The following is a 16,089-nucleotide window of genomic DNA, read 5'->3' on the forward strand; positions in this document are numbered from 1 at the left end:
CCTTATCCGCATGCGGGGCTGTCAGGGGGCTTGGCGAGGTGGCGCGAACACCCGTAGGGTGGTGTCCTCCTGGCCCCCCATGCACGACCCCGTCATCGGCATTGACCTGGGTACCACCAACAGCGCCGTGGCGACCGTGGAAGACGGACGCCCGCGCCTGATTCCCGCGCGCGCGGGCGGTCGGTTGACGCCGTCCACCTTGGGCGTGAACTCCGCTGGTGAACGCGTGGTGGGCGTCGCCGCGCAAGCGCTGGCTGAAGAGCACCCGGACTCCGTGGTGTGGGCCACCAAGCGGTTCCTCGGGCGCCGCTTCACGCCAGAGCTGGTGCAGGAGGCGAAGGCGCTCGTTCCCTATCCCCTGGTGTCGGGCCCGTCGGGTGACGCGCGCGTGCGGCTGGCGGGGAAGGTGATGCCCGTCACGCAGGTCTCCGCGATGATTCTGGGCGAGCTGGCCCTGGACGCGCAGGCGCACTTCGGCCGCCCCGTCACCAAGTGCGTCATCACCGTTCCGGCCAACTTCGACGACAACCAACGGCAGGCCACGCGCGAGGCGGCCACCATCGCCGGGTTGGACGTGGTGCGGCTGGTGAACGAGCCCACCGCCGCGGCGCTGGCGTATGGCCTGTCGCGCGGCTTCGAGGGCAACGCGCTCGTCTTCGACCTGGGCGGCGGCACCTTCGATGTGTCCATCCTCGAGGTGAAGTCCGGCGTCTTCGAGGTGAAGGCGACCGGCGGTGACCCGAAGCTGGGCGGCGAGGACTTCGACCAGCGCATCGTCCAATGGCTGCTGGCCCAGGTGGACGACGAGCTCCGCCACGTGGTGTCGCAGGACGCGCAGAGCCTGCGCCGCCTGAAGGTGGCCGCCGAGTCCGCCAAGCGCGAGCTCACCGACAAGGACGAGGCGTCCATCTATGTCGCCGGGCTGGGGGACCACACCGCTCCTGGCAAGCGCATGGTGGAGCTGGAGACGGTGCTCACGCGCTCCTTCTTCGAGACGCTGTCCGAGCCGCTGTCGCGTCGCTGCCTGGACGTCTGCGAGTCGGTGATGCGCGAGGCGAAGATGGACCCGCACGCGGTGGACGTGGTGCTGCTGGTGGGCGGCATGACGCGCGTGCCGCTGGTGCGGCGGCTGGTGGCGGACTTCTTCGGCCGCGCGCCCTCCACGGACGTGCACCCGGACGAGGCCGTCGCGCTGGGCGCCGCGGTGCAGGCCGACGAGCTCATCCGCCAGTCCGGACAGGCGCTGCTGCTGGACGTCGCCACCCAGAGCCTGGGCGTGGGCGTCATGGGCGGCCGCGTGAAGCGGCTCATCCCGAAGAACACCGGCGTGCCCGTGGTGGCGCGCGACATCTTCTACCCGGGCAGCTCCGGCCAGCAGGAAGCGCGCATCCCCGTGTACCAGGGCGAGAGCGAGTTCCAGGACGAGAACTACAAGCTGGGCGAAGTGGTGCTCAAGCGCCTCCACGTCGCCGCGCGCGGAGACGTGCCGCTGGAGGTCGTCTTCGAGCTGTCCAGCGAGGCGATTCTCTCCGTCAAGGCCACCGACCTGACCACCGGCAACATGGAGGCGGTGCGGCTGGAGGCCCGTGCGGGGTTGCCCCAGGGCGAGGCGGAGAAGCTGGGCGCGGAGCAGGCCCACTACGCGCGCTCGCAGGGCGTGGTGGACTCGAAGCGCGCGGAGGAGCTGTTCCGCAAGCTGCTGGAGCGGGGCGAGAAGCTGGCGCGGCTGCTCCAGCGCAGCGCGAAGGAGAACCCCAGCCCGGAGGCCGAGGCCACCCTGGGCACCGTGCAGCGCCTGCTGGACGGCGGCCGCAACGCGTTGGACAGCGGCAACGCCGCGCAGTGCGCCGTCATCGCCCGTCAGCTCACCCGGCTGTTGTCCGGACGCCAGGAGCCCCGCGCCTGAGCGTCCATCCCCGAACGGTGGCCCTGGGCGCCCGTGGCCCCCAACCCGCTTTCCGCCTATCCGTGAACGCATGAGCCCTCCTCCCGCGCGCGACACCGTGTTCGTGGTGGACGACTCCCGGACCGCCCGGGAGGTGGTGCGGCTGCACCTGTCGCGGCTGGGCTGCGAGGCGGTGGCGCTGGAGGGCGGCGAGGCGTGCATGGCCGAGCTGGCCCGGCGCGTGCCGTCCCTCATCCTCCTGGACCTGCGCATGGAGCGCATGCAGGGCGACGAGGTGTGCCGGCTGGTGAAGGCCCACCCTGCGGGGCGCAACGTGCCCGTCATCATGTTCACCTCCGGCGGCGAGCCCCACGAGGTGATGCACTGCTGGCGCGCGGGCGCCGACGACTTCCTGCCCAAGCCGGTGGCGCTGGGCGCGCTCGAGGCCAAGCTGGCCGCGGTGCGCCAGTCCCGGGAGCGCGCCCTCGAGCCGCTGGCCCGCGGGCGTAGGGTGCTGCTGGTGGAGGGCGGCCGCTTCCTGCACACCTTCCTGGGCGGCTCGCTGGAGCAGGAGGGCCTCCACGTCCTCTACGCCCGGGACATGGGCGACGCGGCGAACCTCGCGGCCGAGCATGGCGCGCGGCTGGATGGCTTCGTGGTGGATGTGTCGCGCACGCCTCGCGAGGCCCTGGCCCTGGCGACGAAGCTGCGGGACGCGCACCCGCGCAAGCCGCTGGTGCTGCTGTCTCGCGCCGAGGAGTCCCAGGAGGTGCTGTCCCGCGCGCAGGCGCTGGGCGGCGCGCCGCTGTTGGAGAAGCGGCACATGGGCGCGGACGAGCTGCTGGCCCGCGTGCTGGGGCGCCTGCTGCCGGGCCACACGCCGCTGCGCGCCGCCGAGCGCGTCCCCTTCTTCACCGTGGTGGAGTTCTCCCAGCCCACCGGGACGGTGCTGTCGGGCTTCAGCCATGACGCCGGCCCCGGGGCGCTCTTCGTGCGCACGCTCACTCCGGCCCGGGAGGGCACGCGGCTGTCCTTGAAGGTGCTGCTCGCGGGCCAGCGCGCCCCGTGCACCGCCGAGGCGACGGTGGCGTGGTCCAACCCGCCCCTGCCGCCGGGGCCCTTCCGCGCCGCCGCGGGCATGGGGTTGCGGCTGGAGCAGATGGACCCGGTGCTGACGCAGCAGTTCGTCCGTTTCGTGCCGCGGGGTCTCGGTTTTCCGGCCCCGGGTTCGCCTCGCGCCTCAGGTTTCTGAGAGGCTTTCCACGCGCGGCGCCTCTCGGACCGGGGGTTCTGGAGGAGCGGACCTCTGGCACGCGGGTGGCAGAGGGCACGCAGGCCGCTGGCGGGCACGACACCGGGGACGCCCCGGACGCCACCAGTGGGGCCGACGCGCAAAAGGGAGGGTGGCATGCGGCAGTGGAAACGCTGGAGCTGGGCCGGAGTGGCGGCGGTGTTCGCCGCGGGCTGTGACGAGGGTTCGACGAAGTCCCCCATCGACAACGAGCCCGTGCAGCAGGCGGCCCGCCTGGAGGCCTTCCCCGGTTGTGAGGCCCTGGAGCAGCACATCGAGGACACCGCGACGAAGCAGATGCGCGCGTCGCTGGAGGTCTACAAGTCATACAATTTCGGGGGCGGGCGCGGAGACGAGATGCCCACCAACGGAGCGCCTCCGCCGAACCAGGACTCGTCCGGCGGTGGTGACCGGCCCAACGACCACACGGGCACCAACAACCAGGTGGACGGCGTCCACGAAGCGGACTTCGTGCAGAACGACGGCACGCGCATCTTCGTGCTGTCCGGCAACCGGCTCTACGTCCACCGTTCGTGGCCCGCGGAGCAGCTCGCGCGGACGGCGGTGCTGGACGTGGAAGGTTGGCCTCGGGAGATGCTGCTCGACGCCCAGCGCAACCGGCTGGTCATCACCTCGGCGGTGCAGGAGGCGCGGCCCGGGAAGGTGACGGGAGGCCGTGGCCCCATGGACGGGCCGGCCGTGGATTGCGCGGGCATGGGGTGTGGTTACGGCGGCTACGACAGCAACACCGTGAAGGTGACGGTGGTGGACGTGACGGACCTGGCCGCGCCCCAGGTGCTGGAGCAAATCTATGTGCCCGGCGGCTATCTCAACGCCCGGCGCGTGGACGGGGCGGTGCGGCTGGTGGTGTCGGACGGCTTCCGCTGGCCGGAGGGCGTGCGCCTCTATCCCGAGTACTCCTCCAACCTCTTCGGGAACCGGGAGCGGATGGCCGCGTACGTGGACGCGCTCGTGAAGCAGAACGAGCAGCGCATCCGCGCGCAGACGCTGGAGCAGTGGCTTCCGCCGGGACGGCGCGTGCTCGCCAATGGCGAGGCGGCTCCGCTCGCGTACGACTGCGCGTCCTTCTATCGGACCAACGCGCCCACGGGGCTGGGGCTGGTGTCGGTGCTGTCGATGAACCTGGACGCTGGTGATTCGGCGCCCACCCGCACCAGCCTGGTGGCGGCGCCCGGCGAGGTGTACGCCTCCCAGGACGCGCTCTACCTGGCGGCCCGCCACTGGTGGTGGTGGCCGGAGCCGGGCCAGACGACGCACACGTACCTGCACAAGTTCGACATCCGGGACCCGAACCTCGCCACCTACGAGAGCAGCGGCACGGTGGAGGGATACCTCGTCAACCAGTTCGCCATGGACGAGCACGAGGGCGTGCTCCGGGTGGCCACCACGGTGGACCTCCCCGCGGAGAACCCGAACCCTGGCAGCGGCGGCGGCGACGTCGCGTGGACCCCGCCCGAGACGGTCAACCGCGTGGTGACCCTGCGCACGGTGGAGGGGCAGTTGAAGGAGCTGGGCCGCAGCGCGGACCTCGCCCGGGGTGAGCGCATCTTCAGCGCGCGCTTCATGGGCAAGCGGGGCTACGTCGTCACCTTCCGGCAGGTGGATCCGCTCTTCACCTTCGACCTGACGGACCCGGCGAACCCGCGCATGGTGGGCGAGCTGAAGATTCCGGGCTTCTCCACGTACATCCACCCGCTGGGTGACACGCACCTGCTCACCTTCGGCGAGCACCGCAACGAGGACGGCACCTGGCAGGACCGCGCGCTGAAGCTGTCGCTCTTCGACGTGAGCGACCTGGCCAACCCGCGGGAGACCTTCACGCATCAGTTGGGCTCGATGAGCAGCCACAGCGAGGCGCTCTACGAGCACAAGGCCTTCACGTTCTTCCCGGCGAAGGGGCTGTTGGCGATTCCCTTCATGGATTGGGACTACTCCGCCTACGACTACTGGTCGGGCTTCCGCAGCGAGCTGCGCGTCTTCCGCGTGGACACCGCCACGGGCTTCTCGCCGGTGGGGACCGTCTCCGTCCGGGACATGTACCAGGCGTTCAACGTCCGCAACTGGGGCTGGTACTGGATGCCCACGGTGCGCCGCAGCATCATGGCGGATGACTACGTGTACACCCTCTCCGACGCGGGGATTCGCGTGTCGAACGTGGCCAACCTGGCGGCGCCGGTGGCCACCGCGCCCTTCCTGCCGCCCGTGATGCCGTGAGGCACGGCTGACGCGGAGACAATCGCTCCCTGGGATGTCGGGCATTTCAGGGGGCGCGTGTCACGGGCGCGTCGCCGCGCCCTCTGGTCAGGCGAAGGGACGTGGGGCGTCGGAGGCTGGCAGCGCATTCCGTTCCGGAAGGCGCTATAGGCGCACTCCCCATGTCCACCGCCGTGTTGCCAACGTCCCCCGTGAAGTCCCCCCGCACCGAGCTTCGGGAGCTGGCGCGGTTGGCGATTCCCATCGCGATTGCCCAGGGCGGGCAGGCGCTCATGGGATTGGTGGACACGCTGGTGGTGGGCCGCGCGGGGACGGCTTCGCTGGCGGCGGTGGGGTTGGGAAACGGCCTCTATTTCGCCGTCAGCTCGTTCGGCATGGGATTGATGATGGGGTTCGACCCCATGGTCTCCCAGGCCATTGGCGCGCGGCAGTTCACCCGGGCGCGGGCGTTGTTGTGGCAGGGCGCGTGGATGGCGTTCTGTGGTGGCGTGCTGCTGGCCACGTTGCTGACGCTGGCGCCGCGGCTGTTGCCGCTGGCGGGCATCGGCGAGTCGGAGGCCGCGGGCGCCCGGGAGTACCTGACGTGGCGAGCGCCCGGCATGCCCTTGATGTTGATGTTCCTCACCATGCGCTCGTATCTCCAGTCCACGGCCTTCACGCGGCCCCTGGTGATCGCGACGGTGGTGGCCAACATCTTCAACCTGCTGGGCAACCTGCTGCTCGTCTTCGGCGGGGCGAACCTGCCGGCTTGGTGCGGTCCGCTGCGTGACGTGCCCGCGATGGGCGTGGCGGGCTCCGCGATGGCGACGTCGGCGAGCATCGGCGTGGAGCTCCTCATCGCGGTGTTGTTCGTGCGCAGCCGACCCGTGGAGGGCGCCGAGCGCGCCTCGCGCCTGCCGGTGTGGTCGGACATGGCGCGGGCGGTGCGGCTGGGCCTGCCCATTGGCCTGCACATCTGCGCGGAGGTCGGCGTCTTCGCGCTGGCGGGCGTGCTGGCGGCACGGCTGGGGCCTGAGAGCGTGGGGGCGCACCAGATTGCCCTCTCCTTCGCGAGCGTCTCCTTCACCGTGGCCATGGGCATTGGCAACGCGGGCAGCGTGCGGGTGGGCTGGGCGGTGGGGGCGCACAACACGCCGCAGGCGCGGCTCAGTGGCTTCATGGCGCTGGCGGGGGGCGTGGGCTTCATGTCCATCAGCGGGCTGGTGTTCGCGCTGTTCCCCAACGCGCTGGCGAAGCTGGCGGGGGCGCCCGCGGACGTGGTGCCGCTCTTGATTCCGCTGCTGATGGTGAGCGCCATCTTCCAGGTGTTCGACGGGGCGCAGGGCGTGGGCGCGGGCGTGCTGCGCGGCGCGGGCGACACGCGCTTCACCTTCCTGGCGAACATGGTGGGCCACTACGGCATCGGTCTGCCGGTGACGGTGCTGCTGGCCTTCCAGTTGGGCCTGGGCGTGGTGGGCATCTGGTGGGGCCTGTGCGCGGGCCTCGTCAGCGTGGCGGTGGCGCTGGTGTGGCGCTTCAACCGGAAGAGCGCGGGCACGCTGCGTCCGGTCGAAGCGTAGCGCGCGGCGCCTACCAGGGCAGGTACTGCTGAATCATCTGCCGCCACACGGGCCAGTCGTGCGTGCCGCCCTGCCACACGGCGAGGTGGTTGCCGATGTCCTTCTTCCACAGCAGCTTGGAGAGGTGCTCGTTGGAGGGGCGGCAGAAGTCGTGCTCGCCCACGGCCAACACCATCTCCACGCGCTGGAGCGCGGACAGTTGCGCCGGGTCCGTGAGGTTCGGCAGCCACTCCGTGCACGAGTGGAAATAGACGTCCGAGTCGTGGTGCCCGTCGAGGAACTCGTTCGTCTCGAACTTGCCGCCCATGGACAGCAGGCGCCGGAAGACGTGCGGGTGACGCAGGCCGATGTTGTACGAGTGGAAGCCGCCGAAGCTGCACCCGGCCAGCGTGAGGCGTCCGCCCGTGCTGCGGGACTTGAGCAGCGGCACCGCCTCGTGGAGCAGGTAGTCCTCCCACTGCTGGTGGCGCCGGACGCGGTCCGCGGGGTGGGCGGCGGTGTTGAACCAGGACTCCTCGTCCACCGAGTCGGGGCACATCACGATGTACCGGCCGGACTGGATGCGGTCGGCGATGGCGCCGATGAGGCCGAAGTCCTCGGCCTGGAAGAAGCGGCCCTTGCTCGTGGGCAGCAGGAGCACGGGCTCGCCCGAGTGGCCGAAGACGAGCATCTCCATGTCGCGGTGCAGCCGTTCGCTGTACCAGCGGTGGTATTCGCGGTTCATGGCGCGCAACTTAATCGCAATGCGTCAATGGCTGCGACCGGGGTGCCATGGTGCTCCGCCAGACAGCCGGGAGTGAACACCCCGGCGGCTGTCTGGCTTTGCCGAGTCGGCGGCTACCCGGTCGGCAATTCGTTGCAGTTCATACGAACTCCCCGCCGCGCCAGGTGATGTGCCCACAGTTCCTCGAGCTGGAGGGTGCAGCCCAGCCTCACGCCCGCGTCGAGCAGGGCGGAGAGGTCTTCGTCCGTGCCGCGCCGGGAGAGCGCTTCGATGGCCGCCTCGACCTCGGGAGAGAAGCCAGTTGGGAGGCAGGGGCAGCAGATGCAGTGGTGGCTGCTGCCCTTGTGGGAGGGCGCACTGGCGAGCACCTGGAGGAACAGCGACCGGCTGGCGTTTCCGTCCAGCAGGCCGAGCCAGCGGAGGGCCTCGGCGCGCAGGAAGGGGGTGGGCGCGTCCACGGTCAGTTGTTGGAGCGGCGTCAGCCATTCGCGCTGGCCTTGCTGGACCAGGCCCGCGGCGGCGGGGATGCGGACCTCGGGATGGGGCTCGTGGGCCAGGGAGAGGAGCCGGTCGACCCACGCCGGGCCAGACTCCCCGAGCGCGAGCAGACCTTCGATGGCGAGGCCTCGAATCCTCGCGTCCGGATTTCGCAGCGCGCACAGGAACAGCGGGCGGTCTTCGGGCGTGGGCGTGTTGAGCGCGGCATGCTGGACGACGGTGCCAGTGAGCGGTTCGTTGCCGGGATATCGCTCCGCGATACACGCCCAACGGACGGCGGCGGGGCGGTCATGGTCCGACAGGTGTTCGAGCAGGTGGCTCCGAACCTGCGGGGCCACATCGGCGTCACACAGGAGTGGGTACAGCACTCGGCGCCGGGCCACGTCCCATTGAAACAGCAGTTCATGGGCCCAGGGGAATGCCGGGGGGGCTCCACGAGGTCGTAGCGAACCTTGCATGCGACGCTCTCCGCGCGCACGACGCGTTCGAGGCGATGCAGCAGCTTCTCCTCACCCCAGTGCGCAATCAGGTCTGGCAGGGGGAGCAGCAAGGCTTCCGCGGCACGGCGGTGGAGCGCCGGATGGGTGCGCGTGATTCGAGCCAGTTCGTCGCGAGAGACGCCCCAGTCCACTCGAATCAGGTCCCTTTCCAACTCCTCCGCGCTCATGTCCTGACACCACTCGGTGAGCAAGTGCCAGGCTTCGGGCCGCTCCTTCCATGCGAGGGCGACGCCGAGGTTGAGGCGTTCGTAGGGGTCCACCTTCTCGTGAATGGTGTGACGGTCGGAGTGGTACCAGCGTTCGAACAGCCACTCCGCGAGCGCATGCGGCTGAGCAACGACGACTTGTTCGGGGGAGGGGAATCGAAAGGGATGGCGGTCGAGTCGGGCCACGCTCGCGCGTTGCGCCTGTGTGCGTTCCGGGGACTGCGGGGCGCTTTGGACGCGCCGCTGCATGATGAGCAGTCGGCCGCGGCGGCCGGACTCCAGTTGGAGGAGCGCCGCCTCCAGGTCTGGACTGAATGCCGCCAGCCTTACGAAGGAGAGGAGGTTGACCAGGCTGAATCGTAGACCGATGTGTTCTGCATCGAGTTGGACGAGTTCTCGTGCGGAGAGTTGGAGGCCGTGCCTCGCGCCCGCACGTTGTGCGAGGTCCCGGACGTCGAAGTCCTCGTTCGGGTCGAGCAGGAGGGCTCGGAAGAGGGGGAGTTGCTCGGCGCCGCCGAAGCTGCCGAGCATCCAGATGATGCGCCGCCGCTGGTCGATGTGCTCGGGCGGCGTTGCCTTCAGGAGGGAAATCAACTGCGCGCAGATGTTCTCGCGCGAGGACCACACCAGACTGTGAGACGCGGGCAATTCAGACGCCGAGTTGGGTCCGGCTGGCGACACCGGCTGCGAACACGCAGGAAGTTGAGAAGATCCTAGCGACGGTGTTGCCCACGCGCAATCCCGCGGCCTGCGGGGTGTGACGCGCGCGGACGGTGCGACGCCGTGAGTCAGTCTGCCCGCACTCTCCACTCCCGGACATACCACTTGGGAGGGAGAGCGCATTGGGAACGTTCGTAGGACAAGGCGCCTTGTGCCTGTCGCTCGACGGCAACCAGAATCCAACCCCACGTGTCTGTTCGAGAGAGCGGGCCCGTGCGCGGTGGGGGGAGTGCGATGACGAAGCCACGCGTGGTCACGAACGAGCCATTGGCTCACGTGACGGAAGACTGTCGCCCTCACCTGCTGCGCGAGCACCTGGAGGCCGTAGGGCAATGGGCCGCTCGATTGGCGCCACGAGAGGATTTGCGCGCGCCTGCCCTGGCTGCTGGGCGGTGGCATGACCTGGGCAAGTACACCCAGGATTTTCAATTCCGCATCCGGAAGGAGAACGGCTTCGAGGCGCACCTGGAGAAGGAGGGCGCGCTGGAGCGGGACCACTCGACGGCCGGAGCGCTCTGGGCGCTGAGCCAGGACCGTCGGCTGCTCCCGCTGGCGCTGGCGATCGCCGGGCATCACGCGGGCCTGCCCGACCTGCCGAAGTTCAAGGAGCGGGTGGGGCGCGATGAGAAGCAGGCGCTGCTCGCGGACGCGCGGGCCCGCTGCGACAGCCCGTCTCTTCTGAATGAACCACTGGGCTTCTCTCCGGAGACGCTCGTGAAGCTCGAACCGCGCCAGTTGGAGCTCTGGACGCGGATGCTCTTCTCCGTCCTCTGTGACGCGGACTTCCTGGACACGGAGGCCTTCTTCGACGCGAGCCGGGGGGCGGCACGAGAGGTGCCTGTGTCCTTGTCACAGCTCTCCGCGCGGCTCCGTGAGTTCCTGGACGAGAAGCAGCGCGGGGCGCCCGACACAGAGGTGAACCGGGTGCGCCGGGAGGTGCTCGCCGCCGCCGTGGAAGCGGCCTCTCAACAGCCCGGCGTCTTCAGCCTCACGGTGCCCACGGGGGGAGGGAAGACGCTGACGTCCATGGCCTTCGCGCTCGAACACGCGCGGGCCCAAGGCCTCGAGCGCGTCATCGTCGCCATTCCCTTCACCTCCATCATCGAACAGAGCGCCGAGGCGTACCGTCAGGCCTTCCAGGGGTTGGAGCACGCTGTCATCGAACACCACTCCGCCGTCGACCCTGACAAGGAGACGCCCCTCAACCGCGTGGCCAGTGAGAACTGGGACGCGCCTGTCATCGTCACCACGACGGTGCAGCTCCTGGAGAGCCTCTTCGCTCGCCGCCCGTCGGCGTGCCGCAAGCTGCATCGCGTCGCCCGCAGCGTCATCGTGCTCGACGAGGCGCAGACACTGCCAGCCTCACTCCTGGAGCCCATCCTGGATGGACTGGGCGCGCTGGTGAAGGACTACGGCTGTTCGGTGATCATCTGCACCGCTACGCAGCCTGCGCTGAGCCGCCGCCCGGACTTTCCGGAGGGACTTCCCGAGGCGCGTGAAATCGTTCCGGCTTCCATTCGTGCCTTCGAGCGGCTGCGCCGTGTTCGCGTGCGGTGGCCCACGTCGGGGCGGAAGCTGCCCTATGCCGAACTGGCCGACGCCGTGGCGGCGGAGCGGGACGTCCTCGCCGTCGTTCATCTGCGGGCCGATGCGCGACGGCTCTGCGAACTCGTGGACGAGCGGTTGGGGCACGAGGAGACGTTGCACCTGTCCGCGCTGATGTGCCCGGAGCATCGCTCGAAGGTGCTCGCGGACATCAAGGCGCGCAAGCGGAGAGGGGAGCCCGTGCGGTTGGTGGCCACCCAACTCGTCGAGGCCGGTGTGGACCTGGACTTCGCAGTCGTCTACCGGGGACTGGGCGGACTGGATGCGCTGGCCCAGGCGGCGGGCCGGTGCAACCGGGAAGGGATGCTGGAGGGACTGGGGGAGTTGCGCGTCTACGAGCCGGAGACGCAGCCGCCCAAGGGTGTCTCACGCGCGGCCCAGGACGTCACTCGCGGCCTGCTGGCGCAGTCCTCCGACCTGGACCTGTTCTCGCCCGAGAGCTTCCAGCGCTACTTCACCCGGCTCTATGCCACGCGCAGGCTGGACGAGAAGGGCATCCAGGCGCTGCGCGCGAAGCTCCACTTCGAAGAGGTGGCCCAGGCGTTCAAGCTCGTCGAGGACGACTGGAGCGCCTCGGTGGTGGTGCCGTACGCGGACTGCGCGCCGCTGCTGGAGGCGCTGCGTGTTCTCGGCCCTTCGCGAGAGCGCATGCGCGCGCTGCAACGGTTCACGGTGACGGTGCCTCGCAAGCTCCGGGATGCATGGCTGGCGCGGGAGTTGGCGCGGCTCGCGGCGGAGACGGTGGCGTACCTGGGGCCGGAGCATGCGTCCGTGTACGACAAGCGCTTCGGCCTGCTGCTGGACCGCGTCGGCATCTTCGACCCGGCCTTCCTCATTCCCGATTGAGACCCGCTTCAGGAGGTGTCGATGACATCCACGGCAGACAGACGTTTTCGCGTGAGGGCTCGAGGACCCGTGGCGTGCTTCACGCGGCCCGAGATGAAGGTCGAGCGCGTCAGCTACGAGGTGATGACGCCCTCGGCGGCACGAGGGGTGCTGGAGGCCATCCTGTGGAAGCCGGCCATCCGCTGGCACATCCACGAGATCGCCGTGCTCGCGCCGGTGCGGTGGACCAGCTTCCGCCGCAACGAGGTCAACAGCAAGGCCACGGTGGGCAAGTTCGACTACGCGGCGGACGAGGACCGGGCGCAGCGGAACACGGTGGCGCTGCGGGACGTGGATTACGTCATCACCGCGTCCTTCACCCTGGTGCCCGGCAAGACGGGCCCCGAAGACAACGCGCGCAAGTTCGAGGACATGTTCGAGCGGCGCCTGGAGCGGGGCCAGTCCTTCCACGCGCCCTATCTGGGCTGCCGTGAGTTCGCGGCCCGGGTGGAGCCCGCGGAGCGTGGCCTGCTGCCGCACGAGTCTGGCCAGGGGCGCAGGCCGCTGGGCCTCATGTTCTACGACTTTGTCTTCGACGTTCCCGGTGAGCCGGTGCGGCCCGAGTTCTTCCAGGCGTTCCTGGAGGACGGCGTGTTGCGCGTGCCGCCTCGGGCGCAGGTGCTGGGTGGGGGTGTCCCATGATGTTGACGGCCCTGAATGACTTTGCGCGCGAGCGAGGGCTCACGGATGACCCGTTGTACGAGGTCAAGCCCGTGGACTTCTTCGTCCGCATCAGCGCGAAGGGGAAGTTCGTCGCGCTGGAGAGCACGGCGGGAGAAGACGGGCGTGGCAAGCCCATGCCAGTCCCCCGGCTGCCGCAGCGCTCGGTGAACATCGCGGCGGGCTTCTTCGCGGACAACCCGAAGTATGTCCTCGCCTACGAGAAGGAGGAGCCCAAGACGAAGGCGGGTGGCGTGGAGAAGCGCCTCGCCCGGCTGGAGGCCTTCTTGAAGTCGGTGCGTGAGGTCGCCGCGGAGACGAAGGACCCGGAGGCCCGGGCTGTTGAGGCCTTTCTCGCGAACGAAGCGGAGCGGCGCAAGGTCCTGGCGGAGCGGGACGCCGAGGAGTGGACCGGCTCCGAGATGCTCGTGTTCGTCGTCGGTGATGCCACGACCCCCGTGCATCAGAACCCCTGGGTGCGTGCTTGCTGGGCGAGACGTTCGGGAGAGCAGCGCGCGCAGGGCCGGAAGGCGCTGTGCCTGGTGACGGGCAGGGAGGGCGTGGTGGCCGTCACCCATCCCAAGTTGAAGAATATCCCGGAAGCGCAATCGTCTGGCGCGGCCCTGGTGTCCTTCAACGCGCCCGCGTTCTCGTCGCATGGCTTGGAGCAGGGGGACAACGCCCCCATCTCGCAGGAAGCCGCGCTGGGCTACGTGTTGGCGCTCAATGACATGCTCCGGCGGACGGAGCAGCGCCGTTTCCGGCAGGGCATCCAGTTGGCGGATGGCTCGGTGATGGTGTTCTGGACGCGTGCGTCCGCGTCGGAGGAGAGCCTGCTGCTGTCGTGGGCGGACCCGACGGAAGCGGACCTCCAGCGCTTCGCTGAATCGCCGCTGCGAGGACTGGAGCCCGGGAAGCTGGATGACCGGGCCTTCTACGCCGTGACGCTCGCGGGCAACGCGGGCCGTGTCGCGGTGCGCGACTGGTTCGAGTCTCGTGTGGGCGAAGTGAAGCAGAACATCCGTCGCTACTTCGAGGACCTGCGCATCGGCAACGCGCCCGCCGGGCCGATTCCTGTCTATCGCCTGCTCAAGGCCGTGGAGGCGCCCTCGGGACGTGGTCTGTCACCGGACGTCGCCACACGAATGTTCGGGGCGGCGCTTCGAGGCCAGCCCTTTCCGCGCCAGCTCCTGGCGGCCTCGCTGGACCGGTTGCGCCTGCCGCCTTCCGACGAACGGTTCGAGCGCGAGCAACTCCGGCTCCGTGTCGCGCTCATCAAGGCCACCCTGCTGAGGCTCCCTCGAAGTGGAACCGCTCCCCTGGAGGTCACTGTGTCATTGGACAAGAGTAACGACTCACAGCCTTACGTGCTCGGCCGCCTTTTCGCCGTCCTGGAGCGGTTGCAGGGCGCGGCGCTGAAGGACCTCAACGCCACCATTCGCGACCGTTACTTTGGCGCCGCGTCTCGGAACCCCGTCACGGTCTTCCCTCGGTTGATTCAGCTCTCCGTCCACCATGCCTCCAAGGCGGGGGAGAACGGCAGGTGGCTGGAGCGAGTGAAGGGCGAAGTGATGGCGCTGCTGCCGTCCGAATCTCCGTTCCCGCCTGTACTCGACCTGAAGGACCAGGGCCTCTTCGCAGTGGGCTACTACCACCAGCGCGAAGCGTTCTTCACGAAGCGAGAGGCCACCGCGACTCCGGCTGAAGCGGAAGCGTCCTCCACCTGAAGCCTCACTGCCTCCACACCAATCCCAGAGAAAGCGCCATGACTGAACTCAAGCAGCGTCACGACTTCGTCCTGTTCTTCGATGTGTTGGATGGAAACCCCAATGGAGACCCCGATGCGGGCAATCTGCCGCGCATCGACGCGGAGACGGGCCACGGGCTCGTCACGGATGTGAGCCTGAAGCGGAAGGTGCGCAACTTCGTCCTGCTCACGCAGGAGGGGAAGCCTGGGCTCGACATCTTCGTGAAGGAGAAGGCCGTCCTCAATCAGCGCATCGCGGACGCGTACAAGGGGCTGGGCATCGACCTGAGCGAGAAGCCGTCCCGCGCTGAGGACGGAAAGAAGCGGAACAAACCGGGCGAGGCTCAGGGCTCCGAGGTGGAGAAGGGCCGCGCGTGGATGTGCAAGACGTTCTTCGACGTCCGCACCTTCGGCGCCGTCATGTCCACGGGGCCGAACGCGGGGCAGGTCCGCGGGCCGATGCAGCTCACCTTCGCGCGCTCGGTGGACCCCATCGTGTCGCAGGAGCACTCCATCACCCGCATGGCCGTGGCGACGGAGGCCGAGGCCGAGAAGCAGGGCGGCGACAACCGCACCATGGGCCGGAAGAACACAGTGCCCTACGGGCTCTACCGCGCGCATGGCTTCGTCTCGCCGCACCTGGCGAAGCAGACGGGCTTCGGCACGGCGGACCTGGAGATGCTCTTCCAGGCCTTCACGCACATGTTCGAGCTGGACCGCAGCGCCGCGCGGGGACTCATGTCCATGCGCAAGGTGGTCGTGTTCAAGCACGGCTCGGAGCTTGGCAATGCGCCGGCCCATGCGTTGTTCGACCGGGTTCATGCGGACCGCAAGCAGCGGGACAAGCCGGCTCGGAGCTTCTCCGACTACACGGTGAGCGTGGACAAGGCGGGGTTGCCCCAGGGCATCGAGGTGCTGGAGTTGGTGGGATGAGTCCGGACCGCGAGACGTGGGTGGCGCTGTCCGCGCTCCAGCACCTGCTGTACTGCGAGCGGCAGGCCGCGCTCATCCACGTCGAGCGGCAGTGGCGGGAGGACGTCAACACCGCCTCCGGCCGGTTGCTCCATGAGCGTGTCGACCTGCCGGGGCACGACGCACGGCCGGGGCGAAGGGTGGAGCGTGCCGTGCTGCTGGGCTCGCAGCGGCTGCGCGTGTCGGGCCGCGCGGACCTGGTGGAGTACCAGCGGGAGCCCACGTTACCTTCGGGGTGGCGTCCCTTCCCGGTGGAAGTGAAGCGCGGTCGGCACAAGGCGTTGGACGCGGACGCCGTGCAGCTCTGCGCGCAGGCGCTGTGCCTGGAGGAGATGCACGGCGTCGAAGTCCCCGAAGGTGCGCTTTTTTATGGCACGCAGCACCGTCGTGAGGCCGTGCGCTTCGACGCCCGTCTCCGTCTGCGCACGGAGGAGGCCATTGCCCGAATGCACGCGCTGCTCCAGCGGCAGGAGGTGCCCGCGGTGCCGCGTGCGCCCCGGTGCGACAAGTGCTCACTGGAACCGCTGTGTCTGCCCCACGTGACAGCGGGGCAGCGGCGCGTTCACGACCATCTGTCGCGGTGGGTGGATGAGGAAGGTTGA

At 69.3% G+C, this 16,089-nt stretch carries 12 protein-coding genes; 10 read left to right on the plus strand and 2 right to left on the minus strand.

Going from position 1 to position 16,089, the window contains the following annotated elements; genetic code table 11:
- The first annotated feature begins 79 nt into the window (after positions 1–79).
- The 4 genes from A176_RS36455 to A176_RS36470 all read left to right on the plus strand — a co-directional run bounded on the left by A176_RS36455 (position 80) and on the right by A176_RS36470 (position 6,970).
- Entirely contained in the window at positions 80–1,906 is a 1,827-nt protein-coding gene (locus tag A176_RS36455) for an Hsp70 family protein (protein WP_002633784.1), read from the plus strand.
- Positions 1,907–1,976: 70 nt separating this feature from the next.
- Entirely contained in the window at positions 1,977–3,137 is a 1,161-nt protein-coding gene (locus A176_RS36460; RefSeq protein ID WP_002633783.1) for a TIGR02266 family protein, read from the plus strand.
- 156 nt (positions 3,138–3,293) lie between these two features.
- Entirely contained in the window at positions 3,294–5,411 is a 2,118-nt protein-coding gene (locus tag A176_RS36465) for a beta-propeller domain-containing protein (RefSeq protein WP_021781199.1), read from the plus strand.
- A gap of 161 nt (positions 5,412–5,572) precedes the next feature.
- A complete protein-coding gene (locus A176_RS36470; RefSeq protein WP_002633781.1) occupies positions 5,573–6,970 on the plus strand; it encodes an MATE family efflux transporter in 1,398 nt (465 codons plus the stop codon).
- Between the two features lie 10 nt (positions 6,971–6,980).
- On the opposite strand, the gene A176_RS36475 is transcribed toward A176_RS36470, so the two are convergent.
- Positions 6,981–7,694 (minus strand): esterase family protein, encoded by a 714-nt coding sequence (locus A176_RS36475; protein ID WP_002633780.1) that lies wholly within the window; start codon positions 7,692–7,694, stop codon positions 6,981–6,983.
- A 113-nt stretch (positions 7,695–7,807) separates the two neighbouring features.
- Positions 7,808–8,560: a HEAT repeat domain-containing protein gene (locus A176_RS36480; RefSeq protein ID WP_049872435.1), complete on the minus strand. Its 753-nt coding sequence runs from the start codon at positions 8,558–8,560 to the stop codon at positions 7,808–7,810.
- A gap of 125 nt (positions 8,561–8,685) precedes the next feature.
- Between A176_RS36480 and A176_RS36485 the strand changes: the two genes are divergently transcribed.
- From A176_RS36485 to cas4, 6 genes are all read left to right on the plus strand, one after another.
- A complete protein-coding gene (locus A176_RS36485; RefSeq protein WP_144429683.1) occupies positions 8,686–9,261 on the plus strand; it encodes a hypothetical protein in 576 nt (191 codons plus the stop codon).
- A 633-nt stretch (positions 9,262–9,894) separates the two neighbouring features.
- Complete coding sequence (locus A176_RS36490) at positions 9,895–12,069, plus strand: CRISPR-associated endonuclease Cas3'' (RefSeq protein WP_226994103.1); 2,175 nt, start codon at positions 9,895–9,897, stop codon at positions 12,067–12,069.
- A 21-nt stretch (positions 12,070–12,090) separates the two neighbouring features.
- A complete protein-coding gene (gene cas5c / locus A176_RS36495) occupies positions 12,091–12,750 on the plus strand; it encodes a type I-C CRISPR-associated protein Cas5c (protein ID WP_044889919.1) in 660 nt (219 codons plus the stop codon).
- The gene (gene cas8c / locus A176_RS36500) at positions 12,747–14,495 is read left to right on the plus strand and encodes a type I-C CRISPR-associated protein Cas8c/Csd1 (protein ID WP_002633773.1); all 1,749 of its coding nucleotides are present in this window, start codon (positions 12,747–12,749) and stop codon (positions 14,493–14,495) included. Before cas5c ends, cas8c begins: the two co-directional genes overlap by 4 nt.
- A 38-nt stretch (positions 14,496–14,533) precedes the next feature.
- Complete coding sequence (cas7c, locus tag A176_RS36505) at positions 14,534–15,448, plus strand: type I-C CRISPR-associated protein Cas7/Csd2 (protein ID WP_002633771.1); 915 nt, start codon at positions 14,534–14,536, stop codon at positions 15,446–15,448.
- Positions 15,445–16,089, plus strand: coding sequence for a CRISPR-associated protein Cas4 (gene cas4 / locus A176_RS36510; RefSeq protein ID WP_002633769.1), 645 nt, complete (start codon positions 15,445–15,447; stop codon positions 16,087–16,089). The genes cas7c and cas4 overlap by 4 nt, the downstream gene beginning before the upstream one ends.

This window comes from Myxococcus hansupus (assembly GCF_000280925.3).
Lineage (GTDB): Bacteria > Myxococcota > Myxococcia > Myxococcales > Myxococcaceae > Myxococcus > Myxococcus hansupus.

Bases quoted from the DNA above. Each gene is read 5' to 3' on its own strand.
- A176_RS36455 (WP_002633784.1), top strand. From the start codon at position 80: ATGCACGACCCCGTCATCGGCATTGACCTGGGTACCACCAACAGCGCC.
- A176_RS36465 (WP_021781199.1), top strand. From the start codon at position 3,294: ATGCGGCAGTGGAAACGCTGGAGCTGGGCCGGAGTGGCGGCGGTGTTC.
- cas5c (WP_044889919.1), top strand. From the start codon at position 12,091: ATGACATCCACGGCAGACAGACGTTTTCGCGTGAGGGCTCGAGGACCC.
- A176_RS36485 (WP_144429683.1), top strand. From the start codon at position 8,686: ATGCAGCAGCTTCTCCTCACCCCAGTGCGCAATCAGGTCTGGCAGGGG.
- A176_RS36475 (WP_002633780.1), bottom strand. From the start codon at position 7,694: ATGAACCGCGAATACCACCGCTGGTACAGCGAACGGCTGCACCGCGAC.
- cas7c (WP_002633771.1), top strand. From the start codon at position 14,534: ATGACTGAACTCAAGCAGCGTCACGACTTCGTCCTGTTCTTCGATGTG.
- cas8c (WP_002633773.1), top strand. From the start codon at position 12,747: ATGATGTTGACGGCCCTGAATGACTTTGCGCGCGAGCGAGGGCTCACG.
- A176_RS36470 (WP_002633781.1), top strand. From the start codon at position 5,573: ATGTCCACCGCCGTGTTGCCAACGTCCCCCGTGAAGTCCCCCCGCACC.
- cas4 (WP_002633769.1), top strand. From the start codon at position 15,445: ATGAGTCCGGACCGCGAGACGTGGGTGGCGCTGTCCGCGCTCCAGCAC.
- A176_RS36460 (WP_002633783.1), top strand. From the start codon at position 1,977: ATGAGCCCTCCTCCCGCGCGCGACACCGTGTTCGTGGTGGACGACTCC.